The following is a 15,396-nucleotide window of genomic DNA, read 5'->3' on the forward strand; positions in this document are numbered from 1 at the left end:
TAAGAGGACCCCGTCCACCTCACCCCTCGCAGGCTCGGGCGAGCCGCGAGGCGGGGTCGTCACTACGTTGGCCTCCGTGAGCCCGCTGACCTCCCCTCTGCACGACCGGCACCTCGCGGCCGGGGCCAAGCTCGCCGACTTCAGCGGCTGGTCGATGCCCATCGAGTACGCCGGCGGCGGGGTGCTCGCCGAGCACGCGGCCGTGCGCACCGGCGTCGGCCTGTTCGACGTGTCGCACCTCGGGACGGGGACCGTGCGCGGTCCCGGTGCGGCGGCGTTCCTCGACTCGTGCCTGACCAACGACCTGTCCCGCATCGGCCGTGGTCAGGCGCAGTACACGCTCTGCTGCGTGCCGGACGGGGAGCAGCAGGCCGGCGGGGTCGTGGACGACCTGATCGTCTACCTGCACGGCCCCGACGACGTGCTGCTGGTGCCCAACGCCGCGAACGCCCCCGAGGTGCTCGGCCGGCTGGCCGACGCCGCCCCGGCCGGGGTCACCGTCGAGGACCGGCACGCCGAGGTCGCCGTCCTCGCCGTGCAGGGCCCGCGTGCGCTGCAGGTGCTGGAGCTGCTGGGCGTGCCGGGGGAGATCGGCTACATGTCCTTCGTGACCGGCACCGGTGGGGGCGCCACCGAGGTGACGGTCTGCCGGACCGGCTACACCGGCGAGCACGGCTACGAGCTGCTCGTCGGGGCCGACCGCGCCGCCGAGCTGTGGGACGCGCTGCTCGAGGCCGGGGCCGACCTCGGCATCCGTCCGTGCGGGCTGGGCGCCCGCGACACCCTGCGCACCGAGATGGGCTACCCGTTGCACGGGCACGAGCTGTCCCGCGACATCACCCCGGTGCAGGCCCGGGCCGGGTGGGCGGTCGGCTGGCGCAAGCCCGCCTTCTGGGGCCGCGAGGCGCTGCTGGCCGAGAAGGAGGCCGGCCCCGCCCGCCTGCTGTGGGGCCTGCGGTCCACCGGGCGCGGCATCCCGCGCCCCGGCATGGCGGTGCTCGACGCCGCCGGGGAGCGGGTGGGGGAGACCACCAGCGGCACCTTCTCGCCCACGCTCAAGACCGGCATCGGCCTCGCCCTGCTGGACGCCTCGGCCGGCATCGCCGAGGGCGCGGAGCTCTCCGTCGACGTCCGCGGCCGGCCGCAGCCGGTCGAGGTGGTCAAGCCGCCGTTCGTGCCCTCGCGCGTGCGGTAGCCGGCGGGCCCTACTTCCTCGTCGGGTCGCTCGCGCCCTTCTCCGGCTCGGGCGACTCGGGCAGGGTGTCGGCGACGACGGCGCCCCGGTCGCCCATCGGCTCCGGGTCGCCGTCGGTGGTGTCCCGCGCCGTCTGGTGCTCGGCCTCGGCGTTGATCTCCGCGCCCAGCAGGACCAGGTAGCAGGTCAGGTACAGCCACAGCATCAGCACGATGACGCCGGCGATGGCGCCGTAGGTCTTGTCGTAGGACCCGAAGTTGTCCACGTAGACCGCGAACCCGACGCTGACCAGCGCCCAGATGACGGTGACCACGACGGCGCCCAGGCTCACCCAGCTGAACCGCGGGGAGTCGCGGTCGGGGGCGAGGCGGTACAGCACCGACAGGGCGCCGGCGAACACGGCCAGCAGCAGCACCCACCGGGCCACCTGGGCCAGGATCGTGCCGGCGACGCCCAGCGGCAGCGCCTCCAGGACGGCCGGGACGACGGCCACCAGCGTGAAGGTGATCAGGACGAAGACGATCGCGCCGAGCGTCAGGGCCAGCGAGAGCAGCTTCAGCTTGACGAAGCCGCGCGCCTCGACCTCGTCGTAGGCGATGTTGACGGCGGTGATCACGTTGCCCACCCCGCCCGACGCGCTCCACAGCGCGGCGAGGATGGACACGACCAGGCTGATGCTCAGCGCGCTGCCGCTGTTGGCGACGATCGCGGTGAGCTGGTCCTCGATGAGCCCGGCGGCGTCCTGGGGGAGCTGCGCGGAGAGGTCCTCGACCTGCCGGGCGACGGTCTCGGGGGAGGCCACCAGGCCGTAGACCGAGATCATCGCGATGAGCGCCGGGAAGATCGACAGGAACGCGAAGAACGCGACGCCGCCGGCGATGATCGGCATGTTGTCGGCGCTGTTCTCGGCCCAGGCGCGCTTGACGATCTGCTTCCAGCCGCTCCACGGGATCTGCGTGGGCTTCTCCGCGTGGATCCCGGGCAGCTCGGCGGGGGAGGGGGCGTCGGCCGGCAGCCGGTCGCCGTCGGACGTGGGCCGGGTCTTCCGGGCCGCCTCCGCGGCGGCGGCCCGGCGGGCGGCCTTCTCCTCGACGCGCTGGCGGATCCGCTCGACCGCGCTCTCGTGCTGCTTCGTGCCGGCCATCGACCTAGTCGCCGGGCCAGGCGCCGGTGAGCTTGGTGAAGCCCCGGGCGCCCGCGCGGTCGATCGCGGCCTTCGTCGCCGCGAAGATCGCACCCTGGATGGCGGCGGCCAGCACGACCTCGCGCATCCGGTACTCGCTCTGCAGCGCCGAGGGTGCGTCGTCCTCGTTGGCGACGGCCTTCCAGATCTGCTTGAAGACCAGCCCGCTCAGCGAACCGGCCAGGATGCCGCCGATCAGGCCGATGGGCCGGTAGGCGAGCTTGGCTCCCTTGCTCAACGCTTCCTCCTCCTCGTGGCGCGCTCGGCGCGCTTCTTGCGCAGGACGACGATCCCGGCGATCACCCCGGCGACGGCCAGCAGGCCGGCGATGGTGAGCGGCGGGCTCTCGCGGTAGGTCTCCACCGCCGTGTCCTTCGCCCGGAGCGCACTCTCCTTGGTGCGGGCGGGGACGTCCAGCCGGTGGCTGAGCTCGTCGACGGTGCGGCCGAGCTGCTCGCGGGTGGCGTCGATGTCGGCCTTGATCGCGTCGACGTCGGTGGGCCCGTCGGCCGTGGGCTCGGGCGTGCTCATCGGCCGACCCCGCGCTTCACCGCGGCGATGTCCTCCTGGACGCTCGCGAGGGTCTCGGTCGGCAGCGGCGGGGCCGCCTGCTGCACGTCCTTCTTCCCGACGAGGGCGAGCACGCCGGCGACGAGGAAGAGGACGACGGCGACGACGATCGCGGCCAGCCAGCCCGGCATGACGTTCGCCAGGCCGAGGATCGCGGCGGTCACCAGCGCCCCCAGCCCCAGGACGGCGAGGAGGCCCGCCCCGCCGAACAGACCGGCGCCGATGCCCAGCCGCTTGGCCTTCTGCGTGACCTCCGCCTGCGCGAGGCGGACCTCGTCGCGCACCAGCCGGGTGACGAGGTCGGGGAGGGCACCGATCAGCTCGCCGGTCGAGGCGGTGGCCGGGTCGGGCGGCGGGGCCTGGGCGCGCGTGGCGCCCGTCGCGGGCTGGGGGGTGGCGGTCATCTGTCCTCCGGTAGGCGGGTCGGTGGACTGCCATGCCCGCCCCGGCGGACCGGAAACCGGCGACAGGATCACATCGCGGCAACGGCGCCCGCACCCGGCTAACCTGCGCCCATGACCTGGCACTGGCGCTTGGAGGACCCGTCCGGCTCGACCCTGGACCCCGCCGCGGTCGGTGTGGAGGTGCCGGAGGAGGACAACCAGGGCGACGCCGAGTCGTGGCTCGGGGAGAACTGGCGCGAGCTGCTCGACAACGGCGTCGCCACGGTGACCCTCTTCGACGGGGACCGGAAGGTCTACGGCATGGGTCTCGCCGAGGCGTGACCCTCAGGTAGAACCCGAGGGTCACGGCCCCGGGTCAGAATCCCCGGGCGGTCTTGCTCGCGTCGCGCTCGACCGCGTCGCCCAGGACCTCGTCGATCCGGGCGAGGACGTCGTCGTCCAGCGTGACCCCGGCGGCCTTCACGTTGTCGTGCACCTGCTCCGGCCGGGTCGCACCGATGATCGCGGCGGCGACGTTCCCGTTCTGGAGCACCCAGGCCAGCGCCAGCTGGGCCATCGACAGGCCCAGGTCCTCGGCGATCGGGCGCAGGTCCTGCACGCGGGCGAGCAGGTCGTCGCGCATGAACCGCTGCATCGACTGGCCCGCCTCGGCGTGGCCGGCGCGGCTGTCGGCCGGGGGCTGCTCGCCGGGCCGGTACTTGCCGGTGAGGATGCCCTGCGCCAGCGGCGACCAGACGATCTGGGAGATGCCCTCGGACTCCGACGTCGGGACCACCTCGGGCTCGATGACCCGCCAGAGCATCGAGTACTGCGGCTGGTTGCTGATCAGCTGGATGCCGAGGTCGCGGGCCAGCGCGGCGCCCGCGGCGATCTGCTCGGCGTTCCACTCCGAGACGCCGATGTAGAGCGCCTTGCCCTGCCGCACCAGGTCGGCGAAGGCGGTCATCGTCTCCTCGAGCGGCACCGTGGTGTCGTAGCGGTGCGCCTGGTACAGGTCGACGTAGTCGGTCCGCAGCCGGCGCAGCGAGGCGTGCGCGCTCTCGATGACGTGCTTGCGGCCGAGGCCGCGGTCGTTCTGCCCGGGGCCGGTCGGCCAGTAGACCTTGGTGAACAGCTCGATCGACTCGCGGCGCACGCCGGCCAGGGCCTCGCCCAGCACGGTCTCGGCGCGCGTGCCGGCGTAGACGTCGGCGGTGTCGAAGGTGGTGATGCCGGCGTCGAGGGCGGCCCGGACGCAGGCGTTGGCCGCGTCCTCCTCCACCTGCCCGCCGTGGGTGAGCCAGTTGCCGTACGCGATCTCGGAGATGGTCAGGCCGGAGCGGCCGAGGCGTCTGAATTCCACGTACCGCGACGTTAGTGGAAGGACCCCTCGCCCCCCACCGCTCGCTCGCCCCCGAGCTCGGCCCCGTCGGGGACCACGCGGGCGCCGTGCCGGGCCAGCCGGCCGGCGAGCACGGCGGTCGGTGGGTTGTGGTGGCCCAGGTGGACGGCGACGACGTCGGTGGCTGCGGTGACCGCACCGACCGCGCGCAGCCGGTCCAGCTGCGCGGGGAACGTCGTCAGGTCGAGGTGGCCGGTCCCGTGGGTGACGTGGTCGCCGAAGGTCTCCTCGAGCAGGACGACGTCGTAGGCGGCGCCGCGGGCGGCCTCCACCGTCCCCTCCGGCAGGGGACCGGTGTCGGTGGCGTAGAGCAACCGCCCCCCGTCGGGGCCGGTGACGTCGAAGAGCACCGTCGGCACCTCGTGCGCGGCGGCGAGGGCGCGGACCGCGTACCCGTGCCGGTCGAGCCGGTCCCCGGGCCCGAGCGCGACGAGGTCCACCGGGTCGCCGGGGCCGAGCCACGGGCGGACGGCGTCGAGCACCGGTGCCGGCCCGGCCACGGTGAGCGGCTCGTCGCGGCGCACCCACTGACGGGCCAGCAGGGCCAGCGGAGCGCAGTGGTCGGGGTGGTCGTGCGTCACCAGCACCGTGCGCACCTCAGCGAGGCAGACCTCGACCGGCGGCGGTGCGGGGGAGAGGTCGAGCAGCAGCACGCCGTCGAGCAGGGCCGAGGTGGGCCGCCGCGCCTGGCCGGTCGCGCGGGCATCGGAGCAGGACGTGCAGGTGCACCACGGGTTGGGCCAGCCGTCGGCGGCGCCGGTGCCGAGCAGGGTGACGCGCATCAACGCGCCGGCGCGGGTCGGGTGCTCAGGCCTTCGAGCCGAGGGAGACCTCGGGCTTGGGGAAGCGCCACCGGCGGATCATGGTGGAGCGGCTGATGCCGTACCAGACCAGGCCCTTCATCCGGTGGTCCTGGTCGGGGAAGCGGGCGAGGACGGTCTGCTTGATCTTGCGACCGAGCACCACCGAGTCGATGACCAGGAGGACGAAGAAGCCGAAGAGCACGAAGCTGGAGTAGGCCTTCACCGCGAGGCTCGGCACGAACGTGCCGATGAGGGCGACGGCGGCGACGGCGAGGAAGAGGCTGCCGATGTTGCGCCGGCCGTCGACGACGTCGCGCACGAGCTTGCGGACCGGACCCCGGTCGCGCGCGGGCAGGAAGGAGTCGTCGCCGCGGGCCGCGCCCTGGCGGGTCTCGGCCCGGCGGAGCGCCTGCTGCTCGCGCATCCGCTTGTAGGCCTCCTTGCGCGTGGTGGGCGGCGGCGGGGGCGGACCCTGGCGGCGGCCCTGGGCCTCGCTGCGCCGGGGCGTCGGACGGCCCTTGCCGCCGGTCTTGAGCAGCTCGGAGGTGAGCTCGCCGGGATCGGCGGAGCTGGCGTCGGGCGTCGGGGCGGCGTCACGGCGGCCGGGCAGGCGGAGCTTCACAGGGCGCGAGTCTACGTGTGTGAGCAACGCACCCCCGGAGGTCGCGCCCGGAGCCGTACAGTGGGGGCAGCACGGGAAGAGGTGCCGTCCCGGCGGCGTTCGTCCGCGAGGGAGTGCGCGTGCGCGGACACCTCGGAGGGAGAGGACAGGAATATGACGGTGCAGGACACTGCGGCCACCGGCGTCGTGCTCAGCGACCCCGCGGCCGCCAAGGTCAAGGCTCTGCTGGACCAGGAGGGTCGTGACGACCTGCGGCTGCGCATCGCCGTCCAGCCCGGCGGTTGCTCCGGCCTGCGGTACCAGCTCTTCTTCGACGAGCGGTACCTCGACGGCGACCAGACCTACGACTTCGGTGGCGTCGAGGTCATCGTCGACCGGATGAGCGGCCCGTACCTGGGCGGCGCGACGATCGACTTCGTCGACAGCATCGAGAAGCAGGGCTTCACGATCGACAACCCCAACGCGGGCAGCTCCTGCGCGTGCGGCGACTCGTTCAGCTGATCCCAGACGCACGCAGCGCCCGGTCCCCCCTCGGGGGACCGGGCGCTGTCGCGTTCCCGGGCGGTCAGAGCCGCACGGGGTAGACCGTCGCCGGGATCTCGGGCCGGATCCGCTCCTCGACGAAGATGCCGTGCCAGATCATGAAGACCAGCAGCGTCCACAGCTTGCGCGAGTAGTCGACCGGCGAGCCCGACCGCTGGTTGTCCCGGTGCGCGTCGAGCATCGCCAGCACCTGGGACCTGTCCAGCCACTCGTCGGTGCCGCTGTCGGTGATGACCTGCCGGGCCCAGTCGTGCAGGTCCTCGGCCAGCCAGTGCCGCGTGGGCACGGGGAAGCCCAGCTTGCGGCGGTTCAGCACGTGCGCCGGCACGATCTGCTCCAGCGCCCGCCGCAGCGCGTACTTCGTCGTCTCCTTGGTCACCCGCTGGTCGACCGGGATGGTGGACGCCACCCGGAAGACCTCGGGGTCGAGGAACGGCACCCGCAGCTCCAGCGAGTTGGCCATCGTCATCTTGTCGGCCTTGACCAGGATGTCCCCGCGCAGCCAGGTGAACAGGTCCACGTACTGCATGGCCGTGACGTCGTCGTACCCGGCCGCGCGGGTGCGCTCGTACAGCTCCCGGGTCACCGTCACGTGGGAGAGGTCGGGGTCGCGGCTGCGCAGGAAGCCGAGCTCGTCGTCGCGGAAGAGCCGTGCGTTGCCGTAGTAGCGCTGCTCCAGCGGGATCGAGCCGCGGCGCAGCAGGTCCTTGCCGCGCATGCCGTCGGGCAGCTTCGTCGACAGCGCGCCGAGGGCCCGGCGGACGCCGCGCGGCAGCTTCTCGAACGCCGCCAGCGACAGCGGCTCGCGGTAGATGTTGTAGCCGCCGAACAGCTCGTCGGCGCCTTCGCCGGAGAGCACGACCTTCACGTGCTTCCGGGCCTCGCGGGCGATGAAGTACAGCGGCACGAGCGCGGGGTCGGCGACCGGGTCGTCGAGGTACCAGACCACCAGCGGGATCGACTCGGCGAACTCCTGCGGGGTGACCACCTTGGTGATGTGCTCGACGCCGATGGCGGCGGCGGACTCGGCGGCGACGTCGATCTCGGAGAAGCCCTGGCGCTCGAAGCCGGTCGTGAAGGTGAGCAGCTTCGGGTTGTAGCGCTTGGCCAGCGCCGCGATGGCCGTGGAGTCGATGCCACCGGAGAGGAACGACCCGACGGTGACGTCGGCGCGCATGTGCACGCGCACCGAGTCGTCGAGGACGTCGGCGATGCGGTCGTAGAGGGCCTGCTGCTCGTCCTTCGCGACCGGGCGGATCGGGAAGGACGGGTGGAAGTAGCGCTTCGTCGTCAGCTCGCCGTCGACGACGGTGAAGCTGGTGCCGCTCTCGATGCGGCGGATCCCACGGTGCAGCGTGGCGGGCTCCGGCACGTACTGCAGGGTCAGGTAGTGCTGCAGGGACGCGGCGTCGACCCCGCCCGCCGCCTCGCTGCCGCCCAGCAGCTCGAGCACGGCCTTCTTCTCGGAGCTGAAGACCAGCCCGCCGTCGGCCAGCCGGGCGGTGAACAGGGGCTTGATGCCGAACGGGTCGCGGGCGCCGAACACCGTCTTCTCCTGGGTGTCCCAGATGAGAAAGGCGAACATGCCGCGCAGCTTCTGGACGACGTCCTCGCCCCACAGGTGGTAGCCCGCGACGATCGCCTCGGTGTCGCCCTCGGTGGCGAACGTGGCGCCGACGGCCTTCAGCTCCTCGCGGAGCTCCAGGTAGTTGTAGATCTCGCCGTTGAAGACGATCCGGTACCGGCCGTCGGCGTAGGGCATCGGCTGGTGGCTGTGCTCGATGTCGATGAAGGACAGCCGGTTGAACCCGAACACCGCCCGGGTGTCCCACCAGGCCTCGTTCTCGTCGGGACCGCGGTGGCGGACGCAGTTCTGCGCCGCGCGCACCGCGTCGACCGTGCCGTCGTCGACGCGGTCGGCGTCGGTGGAGAAGTAGGCGATCAGGCCACACATGAGGCGCGGGACTCCGGGATCGTGAGGGGGCGGGGGACCGCGACGGTCAGACGCGCTCGCCGGCGCGGGTCTTCCGGGTGGCCCGGCGCTCCGCCCAGAAGGACAGGAACGGGACCGTGCCGGCGACGACGGTGACCAGGAAGCCCTGGACGGTCCACCGGGCGCGCAGGGCGAGGTCGACCGTGGCGAGGAAGAACAGGCCGTAGAGCCACCCGTGCGCGGTGCCCAGCACCGCGACCGGGCCGTCGATGCCGCCGAGGTGCTTGAGCGGCACGGCGACGAAGATCAGCGCGATGAGCAGCACCCCGACGACGTTGGCCATCACCCGGTAACGGGTCAGGGCGGTGGGGACGTCGCGGCCGGCCGCGCGGGTGGGCTGCTCAACGGCCATTGCTGCTCCTCTGTCCCAGCGCCCGCTCGTTGAGCTCGGCGAGGTAGGCGTTGTAGGCGGCGAGCTCGGGGTCGCCCGTGGTGTCGATCCGGGGCCGCTGGTACAGCACGATCGCGCTGCCCGGGTCGTCGGCGTCGGGGTCGCGGCGGAGCTCGTCGCGCACCATGCGCACGTAGAACCACACGCCCATGAAGCCGTAGAGGGGCCACTGCAGCGCGTAGCTCCAGTTGACCGCGCCACCGCCGGCCTCGGCCTTGCTGAACTGCCAGTAGCCGAGGAAGAACGTGGCGACGAACAGGGCGACCACGAGCAGGTGCAGGAGCACCCACTTCGGGGTCAGCAGCCGGGTGTACACGCACCCGACTCTAACCGCCGTCCCGGTGCGCCCCGTCCGGCTCGCGGCCCGGCGGGGGAGGAGGCGGGGCGCGCGGGCCGTCCCGGCCGCTGCGACCCGCCGCAACCGTCTCCGGTGGTCGGCCCCGCAGGCGGGTCGGCTAGTCTCGGCCCACACTGTGATCGGCGTGCACGCACGCCGCCGAACACCGGTGGAGGACCCGCTGGAACGACCGCCCGGTACCCGGGCGGAGGACGAGGAGGCAGCGAGCAGTGGCTCGAGGCAGCAGGCTCGCGCGGCTGGCCGCGCTCGGTCTCCTGGGGGTGCTGACCCTCACCGGATGCGAGATGCCGAACAACGAGTTCTGGCGCTTCGGTTGGCCGGAAGGCATCACCGAAGAGGCCACCGCCATGCGTGAGCTGTGGACGGGGTCGGTCATCGCCGCCCTGATCGTCGGCATCATCGTCTGGGCGCTCATCGGCTACTCCGTGGTCCGTCACCGGAAGCGGGGCGACGAGCTGCCGCGGCAGACGGCGTACAACCTGCCGCTGGAGATCGTGCTCACGGTCATCCCGTTCGTGATCATCGCCGGGTTGTTCTTCTACACCGTGGTGACGCAGAACAAGGTGATGGAGCGCAGCGCGAACCCGGACGAGACCATCCAGGTCAACGCGTTCAAGTGGAACTGGGAGTTCGTCTACCCGGAGACCGAGGGGCAGGACGGCACGCCCGTCAGCACCGTCGGCAGCAGCACCCAGATCCCGATCCTGGTGGTGCCCACCGACCGCTCCATCCGGTTCCAGGTGGCGTCCGCCGACGTCATCCACTCGTTCTGGGTCCCCGAGTTCCTCTTCAAGCTCGACGTGATCCCCGGCAACGAGAACGGCCGCGACAACGTCTTCGAGGTCACCGTCCAGGAGGAGGGTGCCTACGTCGGCCGCTGCGCCGAGCTGTGCGGCACCTACCACGCGTACATGAACTTCGAGGTGCGCGCGGTCTCGGGTGACGACTACGACGCCTACCTGGCCGCTCGCGAGTCCGGCCTGGGCACGTACGAGGCCCTCGAGGAGATCGGTCAGCCCGGCGACGCCGGCACGACCACGCCGCTGGACCTGGCACAGAACAAGAACGTCGACCAGCAGCAGTCCGCTGGTGACTGACGCTCCCGCTCCCCGCACGGGAGCCACGCACGAGGAGGCACGGCCGTGAAGGTCGAGGCGCTGATCTTCAACCTGATCACGTTGTTCTGCATCGTGGCCGCGCTGGTGTACGGGCTGTGGTCCCGCGAGCCGATCGGCACCACGGCGCTCGCCCTGTCGGGTGGGCTGACCGGCCTCATCGGTGGCTTCTTCTGGTTCGTGTCGCGGCGCATCGACGCCCGTCCCGAGGACCGCAAGGACGCCGACATCGCCGAAGGTGCGGGTGAGCTCGGCTTCTTCCCGCCGGCCAGCTACTGGCCGTTCGGCCTGGCGCTGTCCGCGGCGCTCATGGGTCTGGCTCTCGCTTTCTTCTACTTCTGGCTGATGCTGATCGCCGGCGCTGCGCTGCTGATCACCGTCGGCGGCCTGCTCTTCGAGTTCTACGTGGGGCAGAACGCAACGCAGAGCTGACCGGCTCGGATCGTCGACGAGGGCCCCACCCGCCACTGGCGGGTGGGGCCCTCGTCGTCTGCCCGGCCGCCTGCAGAGGGACGTACCGGCTGCAGCCCCGGACCGGGGGCCCGGTCCCGCTCGTCGCGGTCCGGCCTCGGGCGGTCCACCTGGGGAGGTCCCGTACAGCGGCGGATCGGCCGGTCGGTCATCTCGCCCCGGTCAGCCGCTGCACCCCCCCACGGGACGTGGGGCGCCGCGGGTGCTGGTGACGAGGCGGTGACGGGGCAGCTCGGACCGGAGGTGCCCGGCCAGCCGCACGATGAGCGGGGCTGACCTGCTCCAGCGGCGCGTCCGTGGAGGGGGCGTGGTCCCAGCCCCCCTGCGTGGCGCGGAGGCGCTCGACGAGCGGCAGCGGCACCCCAGGAGCCATCAGCTCCCCGGAGCCCGCGTCGCCGCCCCCGCCCGCTGTCGGGGGCCGGACCGGTGGAGCCCCGCCGTGGGCCGGTGACACGGTGTGGCCCGGCCGCCGCTCCTCATGTCGGCCCCCGTCCGCCGCCACGACCTGCGGCCCGAGGCGCGGTGGTGGCCGCCGTCCCGCCGGCTGAGCGCTCCCGGCGGCGTCGTCCAGCGGGTGCCGTCAGGGGTTCGCGGGTCCGTGCTGCGCGCCGTGCTGCGTGGGAGTGGGCCGCGACCGACGAGCGGGGCCGGACGACGGAGACCCGGACGTGCAGAAGGGCCCCGGTGGATTCCACCGGGGCCCTTCTGGAGTGCTGTCGATCAGTCGCGCGCGTCCTGCGGGCGACCACCGTCGGAGGGCCGGCCGCCGTCGGACGGGCGACCACCGTCGGAGGGGCGACCGGAGCTGGTGAGCTCCCGCGTCGTCTCGCCGGACGGGAGGCCACGGCGCTCACGCAGCTCGAGCTCCACCGCGGACGGCTGCTCGATCGGCGTGAAGAAGCCCCGGATCGCACGGCGGGCGCCGCCGACATGGTTCATGCGCTTCGGCACCGGAGCGCCGCCGTAGGCCAGCTGGCCGTGGCCGTGCTCGTCGACCGGGCCGAGGGGCTGGTGCACCTCGATGAACTCGCCGTGCGGCAGCCGCCGGATGACACCGGTCTCGATGCCGTGCTCCAGGACCTCGCGGTCGTGCTGCTGCAGGCCCAGGCAGATCCGGTACGTGATCACGTAGACGATCGGCGGGAGCACGATGACCCCGATCCGGCCGATCCACGTCATCGCGTTCAGGCTGATGTCGAACTTGTCGGCGATGACGTCGTTGCCGCCGGCCACCATCAGCCAGAAGTAGAACGTCAGGGCCATCGCGCCGAGCGACGTGCGCACGGGGACGTCGCGGGGACGCTGCAGCAGGTGGTGCGGCGCCGTGTCGCCGGAGATCTTGCGCTCGAGCGTCGGGTAGAGCGCGAGCACCGTGAACATCGCGCCGGCCACGACGACGGTCGGCCAGAAGAGCGCCGGGATCGTGTAGTCACCGGGGAGGTTGATGTCCCAGGCCGGGAAGATGCGGGTCGAGCCGTCGAGGAAGCCGATGTACCAGTCCGGCTGCGACGCCGCCGAGACCTGCGCCGGGTTGTACGGGCCCCACAGCCAGATCGGGTTGATCTGGACGAGACCCGCGAGAGCGGCGCAGACGCCGAAGACGACCAGCAGCAGCCCGGTGGCCTTGCCCGCGAAGGTGGGGAAGAGCCGGTTGCCGACCACGTTGTGCTCGGTGCGGCCCGGGCCGGGGAACTGGGTGTGCTTCTGCTTGACCAGGATCAGCAGGTGCACCGCGATCAGGGCGAGCAGGATCGCCGGGAAGATCAGCACGTGGGCGATGTAGAAGCGCCCGATGATCTCGGTGCCGACGAAGTCGCCGTTGAAGATGGCGAAGTGCGCCCAGGTCCCGATGACGGGGATCGACAGCAGGATCGCGCTGATGATGCGGAGCCCGGTACCCGACAGCAGGTCGTCAGGGAGGGTGTAGCCGGTGACGCCCATGAGCAGCGCCAGCACCAGCATGACCACGCCGATGAGCCAGTTGGTCTCGCGCGGCCGGCGGAAGGCGCCGGTGAAGAAGACGCGCAGCAGGTGCACCACGATCGAGGCGACGAAGAGCAGCGCCGCCCAGTGGTGCATCTGGCGCATGAACAGGCCGCCGCGGACGTCGAACGACAGGTCGAGCGCCGAGGCGTAGGCCGCCGACATCTCGGTGCCGCGCAGCGGGTCGTACTCGCCGTCGTAGGCGACCTCGACCATCGACGCGTCGAAGAAGAACGTCAGGTAGGTGCCCGACAGCAGCGCGATGATGAAGGAGTAGAGGGCGATCTCACCCAGCAGGAACGACCAGTGGTCCGGGAAGACCTTGTTGAGCGTGCGGCGCACCGGGCCCGCGACGATCAGCCGGTCGTCGAACTCGGTCGCGGCCTTGCCCAGCCGGGAGGTCGGCGCGCCCGGCGCCGTGGCGGTAGCTGCCATCAGATGCGCTCCCGGTTCCAGTAGGTGGGTCCTACCGCTTCAATGTAGTCACTTCTGGCGACGAAGTAGCCCTCGTCGTCGACGGTGATGGGCAGCTGCGGCAGGGAGCGGGTCGCGGGCCCGAAGACCGGCTTGGCTCCCTGCGTCACGTCGAACTGCGACTGGTGGCACGGGCAGAGGATCCGGCTGGTCTCCTGCTCGTACAGCGACACCGGGCAACCGGCGTGCGTGCAGATCTTGGAGTAGGCGACGTAGTCGCCGTAGCCGAAGTCCTCCTGGCCCTCCTTGGGCCGGTCCGCGGCGACCTGCTCCGGGCGGAGCCGGATCAGCATGGTGGCGGCGTCGGACTGCAGGTTCCCGCCCGGCACGGCAGGGAAGACCGTCTCCAGGGAGCCGGGCTGCTGGTCACCGGGACGGATCGGGCTGCCGTCGTCGCGCAGCAGGCGCACGCCCTCGGCCCAGCTGGTGCGGCCGAGCGGGTTGCCCGTGTTCGGGTTCTTGATCAGGCCGCCGAGCGGGGCGATGAGCATGAGACCGAACGCCGCGCCCATGAAGCCGAGCGAGCGGGTGAGCAGCTTGCGCCGGGCCAGGCCGCTGTTGTGCAGACCGCCGACGAGCGTGGCGCCCGTGGTCACCCGGTCGAAGTGCGAGCCGTCGTGCTTGTCCTGCACCGCGGTCTCGTGCGGCAGCAGCTTCTTCGTGTAGAGCACCAGGCCGACGCCGGCGAGGGTGAAGGCCAGACCCATGAACAGACCCAGGAGCGGGTTGAACATGGCGCTCCAGGTGGTCCCCTCGGTGGCCCAGTTCCACTCGGGGAGGAACCAGCCCGACCCGGCGTAGACGACCAGGAAGAGGAAGGCGGAGATGCCCGCGCCGGCGAAGGTCCAGCCGACCTGGCGGACGGCGCGCTTCTCCATGCGGGAGCCGGGCTCCGGGCCGGGGTCGACGTGGAGGACCTCCACGCCGTCGTACCGGGCCCCGAGGAGGTCCAGCTCCTCGCGGCTCATGGCCGCGAGCTGCTCCGGGGTGTAGTCCGCGTCCGGGCCGCCGTGCAGCGGTCCGGGGGTGTCCGCGCCGCCGGACGAACCGGGGCGGGTGTCGTGGGCGTTCACGCCTTGCTCCCCATCCAGAAGATTCCGAACATCAGGGCGCCGATGCCGACGATCCAGATGACGAGGCCCTCGGCCACCGGCCCGATGCGGCCGATGCCGGCACCACCGGGGTCCGCCTGGGACTTGATGGTCTGGACGTAGTTGATGATCGAGCGCTTCTCCTCCGGCGTCAGCTGGTTGTCACCGAAGACCGGCATGTTCTCCGGGCCGCTGAGCATCGCGGTGTAGATCTCGAGGTCGTTGCTGTCCCCGAGGCTCGGGGCCGCCTTGCCGGAGGAGAGGGCGCCGCCCTCGCCGACGAAGTTGTGGCAGGAGGCGCAGTTGAGCCGGAACAGCTCGCCGCCCTCGGCCAGGTCGCCGTCGCGCAGGTTGCCCGAGGGCAGCGTGGGGCCGCCGCCGTTGGCCTGGATGTAGGCCATCAGCTGGTCGATCTCCTCGTCGGAGAAGATGGTCGGCTTGTCGGGCGCGTCGGCCTCCTGGCGCACGAGCGGCATGCGCCCGGTGTGCACCTGGAAGTAGACGGCGGCCTCGCCGACGCCGATCAGCGACGGGCCGCGGTTCGGCTCGCCCTCGAGGTTCTCGCCGTGGCAGGTGATGCAGCTGCGCTCGTACAGCTCGCGGCCCGCGGCCTCGGCGGCCGACTCAGAGGTGTCGTCAGCGGCCTGGGCCGGCGCGAACACCGAGTAGAGCGAGCCGGTGAGCACCAGCGACGCCATGAGGCCGGCGACGTTGGCGATGCGGCGGCGCTGCTTGGACCGGCGGCGGGCGCGGGCCCGGTCGACCGGGCGGCCCGGAGCGTCGGTCGGGGCGTCGGACTGCGGGTTCGTGGTGGACACC

Annotated in this window: 18 protein-coding genes; 5 read left to right on the top strand and 13 right to left on the bottom strand. The window is 72.1% G+C overall.

All coding sequences use genetic code 11. The annotated features are described in order from the left end of the window. Positions 1-76: 76 nt before the first annotated feature. A complete protein-coding gene (gene gcvT, locus DQ244_RS13705) occupies positions 77-1,195 on the top strand; it encodes a glycine cleavage system aminomethyltransferase GcvT (protein ID WP_113812062.1) in 1,119 nt (372 codons plus the stop codon). Between the two features lie 10 nt (positions 1,196-1,205). Here the strand turns inward: gcvT and DQ244_RS13710 are convergent, their stop codons facing one another. The 4 genes from DQ244_RS13710 to DQ244_RS13725 are packed head-to-tail and all read right to left on the bottom strand — an operon-like array spanning position 1,206 to position 3,352. After that, on the bottom strand, positions 1,206-2,339 hold the full coding sequence (locus tag DQ244_RS13710) for a YihY/virulence factor BrkB family protein (RefSeq protein WP_113812063.1): 1,134 nt from the start codon (positions 2,337-2,339) through the stop codon (positions 1,206-1,208). Between the two features lie 4 nt (positions 2,340-2,343). Beyond that, positions 2,344-2,616, bottom strand: coding sequence for a DUF4235 domain-containing protein (locus tag DQ244_RS13715; RefSeq protein ID WP_113812064.1), 273 nt, complete (start codon positions 2,614-2,616; stop codon positions 2,344-2,346). Continuing rightward, entirely contained in the window at positions 2,613-2,909 is a 297-nt protein-coding gene (locus tag DQ244_RS13720; protein WP_113812065.1) for a DUF3618 domain-containing protein, read from the bottom strand. Before DQ244_RS13720 ends, DQ244_RS13715 begins: the two co-directional genes overlap by 4 nt. Further along, positions 2,906-3,352 (bottom strand): phage holin family protein, encoded by a 447-nt coding sequence (locus DQ244_RS13725; protein ID WP_113812066.1) that lies wholly within the window; start codon positions 3,350-3,352, stop codon positions 2,906-2,908. The genes DQ244_RS13720 and DQ244_RS13725 overlap by 4 nt, the downstream gene beginning before the upstream one ends. 111 nt (positions 3,353-3,463) lie before the next feature. On the opposite strand from DQ244_RS13725, the gene DQ244_RS13730 reads away from it, so the two are divergent. Next, on the top strand, positions 3,464-3,673 hold the full coding sequence (locus DQ244_RS13730) for a hypothetical protein (protein ID WP_113812067.1): 210 nt from the start codon (positions 3,464-3,466) through the stop codon (positions 3,671-3,673). Positions 3,674-3,707: 34 nt separating this feature from the next. Here DQ244_RS13730 and DQ244_RS13735 read toward each other — a convergent pair whose 3' ends face one another. The 3 genes from DQ244_RS13735 to DQ244_RS13745 are packed head-to-tail and all read right to left on the bottom strand — an operon-like array spanning position 3,708 to position 6,158. Then, positions 3,708-4,694: an aldo/keto reductase family protein gene (locus DQ244_RS13735; protein ID WP_113812068.1), complete on the bottom strand. Its 987-nt coding sequence runs from the start codon at positions 4,692-4,694 to the stop codon at positions 3,708-3,710. An 11-nt stretch (positions 4,695-4,705) separates the two neighbouring features. Further along, positions 4,706-5,515 carry an MBL fold metallo-hydrolase gene (locus DQ244_RS13740; RefSeq protein WP_113812069.1) on the bottom strand — a complete coding sequence of 270 codons (810 nt, stop codon included), beginning with the start codon at positions 5,513-5,515 and terminating at the stop codon, positions 4,706-4,708. Positions 5,516-5,540: 25 nt separating this feature from the next. Beyond that, on the bottom strand, positions 5,541-6,158 hold the full coding sequence (locus tag DQ244_RS13745) for a DUF3043 domain-containing protein (protein ID WP_113812070.1): 618 nt from the start codon (positions 6,156-6,158) through the stop codon (positions 5,541-5,543). 153 nt (positions 6,159-6,311) lie between these two features. Here DQ244_RS13745 and DQ244_RS13750 point away from each other — a divergent pair, with 153 nt between their 5' ends. Further along, positions 6,312-6,659, top strand: a complete 348-nt coding sequence (locus tag DQ244_RS13750; protein ID WP_113812071.1) for an iron-sulfur cluster assembly accessory protein — start codon at positions 6,312-6,314, stop codon at positions 6,657-6,659. 64 nt (positions 6,660-6,723) lie between these two features. On the opposite strand, the gene asnB is transcribed toward DQ244_RS13750, so the two are convergent. The 3 genes from asnB to DQ244_RS13765 are packed head-to-tail and all read right to left on the bottom strand — an operon-like array spanning position 6,724 to position 9,401. Next, a complete protein-coding gene (gene asnB / locus DQ244_RS13755) occupies positions 6,724-8,655 on the bottom strand; it encodes an asparagine synthase (glutamine-hydrolyzing) (RefSeq protein WP_113812072.1) in 1,932 nt (643 codons plus the stop codon). A 46-nt stretch (positions 8,656-8,701) separates the two neighbouring features. Then, the gene (locus DQ244_RS13760) at positions 8,702-9,046 is read right to left on the bottom strand and encodes a DUF3817 domain-containing protein (RefSeq protein ID WP_113812073.1); all 345 of its coding nucleotides are present in this window, start codon (positions 9,044-9,046) and stop codon (positions 8,702-8,704) included. Further along, entirely contained in the window at positions 9,036-9,401 is a 366-nt protein-coding gene (locus DQ244_RS13765; protein ID WP_113812074.1) for a metalloprotease, read from the bottom strand. The genes DQ244_RS13760 and DQ244_RS13765 overlap by 11 nt, the downstream gene beginning before the upstream one ends. Before the next feature lie 251 nt (positions 9,402-9,652). On the opposite strand from DQ244_RS13765, the gene coxB reads away from it, so the two are divergent. Together coxB and DQ244_RS13775 are read left to right on the top strand one after the other, a co-directional pair. Continuing rightward, positions 9,653-10,540 (top strand): cytochrome c oxidase subunit II, encoded by an 888-nt coding sequence (gene coxB, locus DQ244_RS13770; RefSeq protein WP_113812075.1) that lies wholly within the window; start codon positions 9,653-9,655, stop codon positions 10,538-10,540. A 45-nt stretch (positions 10,541-10,585) separates the two neighbouring features. Further along, positions 10,586-10,990, top strand: coding sequence for a cytochrome c oxidase subunit 4 (locus tag DQ244_RS13775; protein WP_113812076.1), 405 nt, complete (start codon positions 10,586-10,588; stop codon positions 10,988-10,990). Positions 10,991-11,749: 759 nt separating this feature from the next. Here the strand turns inward: DQ244_RS13775 and DQ244_RS13780 are convergent. The 3 genes from DQ244_RS13780 to DQ244_RS13790 are packed head-to-tail and all read right to left on the bottom strand — an operon-like array spanning position 11,750 to position 15,395. Then, positions 11,750-13,447, bottom strand: coding sequence for a cytochrome bc complex cytochrome b subunit (locus DQ244_RS13780; protein WP_113812077.1), 1,698 nt, complete (start codon positions 13,445-13,447; stop codon positions 11,750-11,752). Next, positions 13,447-14,559, bottom strand: a complete 1,113-nt coding sequence (locus tag DQ244_RS13785) for a ubiquinol-cytochrome c reductase iron-sulfur subunit (protein WP_113812078.1) — start codon at positions 14,557-14,559, stop codon at positions 13,447-13,449. Before DQ244_RS13785 ends, DQ244_RS13780 begins: the two co-directional genes overlap by 1 nt. Then, on the bottom strand, positions 14,556-15,395 hold the full coding sequence (locus DQ244_RS13790; protein WP_113812079.1) for a cytochrome c: 840 nt from the start codon (positions 15,393-15,395) through the stop codon (positions 14,556-14,558). Before DQ244_RS13790 ends, DQ244_RS13785 begins: the two co-directional genes overlap by 4 nt. Between the last annotated feature and the right edge of the window lies 1 nt (position 15,396).

Source organism: Blastococcus sp. TBT05-19, assembly GCF_003319095.1.
Lineage (GTDB): Bacteria > Actinomycetota > Actinomycetes > Mycobacteriales > Geodermatophilaceae > Blastococcus.

Excerpts from the sequence above, each read along its gene's own strand:
- DQ244_RS13710 (WP_113812063.1), bottom strand. The coding sequence starts at position 2,339 with ATGGCCGGCACGAAGCAGCACGAGAGCGCGGTCGAGCGGATCCGCCAG.
- DQ244_RS13720 (WP_113812065.1), bottom strand. The coding sequence starts at position 2,909 with ATGAGCACGCCCGAGCCCACGGCCGACGGGCCCACCGACGTCGACGCG.
- DQ244_RS13725 (WP_113812066.1), bottom strand. The coding sequence starts at position 3,352 with ATGACCGCCACCCCCCAGCCCGCGACGGGCGCCACGCGCGCCCAGGCC.
- DQ244_RS13730 (WP_113812067.1), top strand. The coding sequence starts at position 3,464 with ATGACCTGGCACTGGCGCTTGGAGGACCCGTCCGGCTCGACCCTGGAC.
- DQ244_RS13740 (WP_113812069.1), bottom strand. The coding sequence starts at position 5,515 with ATGCGCGTCACCCTGCTCGGCACCGGCGCCGCCGACGGCTGGCCCAAC.
- DQ244_RS13750 (WP_113812071.1), top strand. The coding sequence starts at position 6,312 with ATGACGGTGCAGGACACTGCGGCCACCGGCGTCGTGCTCAGCGACCCC.
- asnB (WP_113812072.1), bottom strand. The coding sequence starts at position 8,655 with ATGTGTGGCCTGATCGCCTACTTCTCCACCGACGCCGACCGCGTCGAC.
- DQ244_RS13760 (WP_113812073.1), bottom strand. The coding sequence starts at position 9,046 with ATGGCCGTTGAGCAGCCCACCCGCGCGGCCGGCCGCGACGTCCCCACC.
- DQ244_RS13780 (WP_113812077.1), bottom strand. The coding sequence starts at position 13,447 with ATGGCAGCTACCGCCACGGCGCCGGGCGCGCCGACCTCCCGGCTGGGC.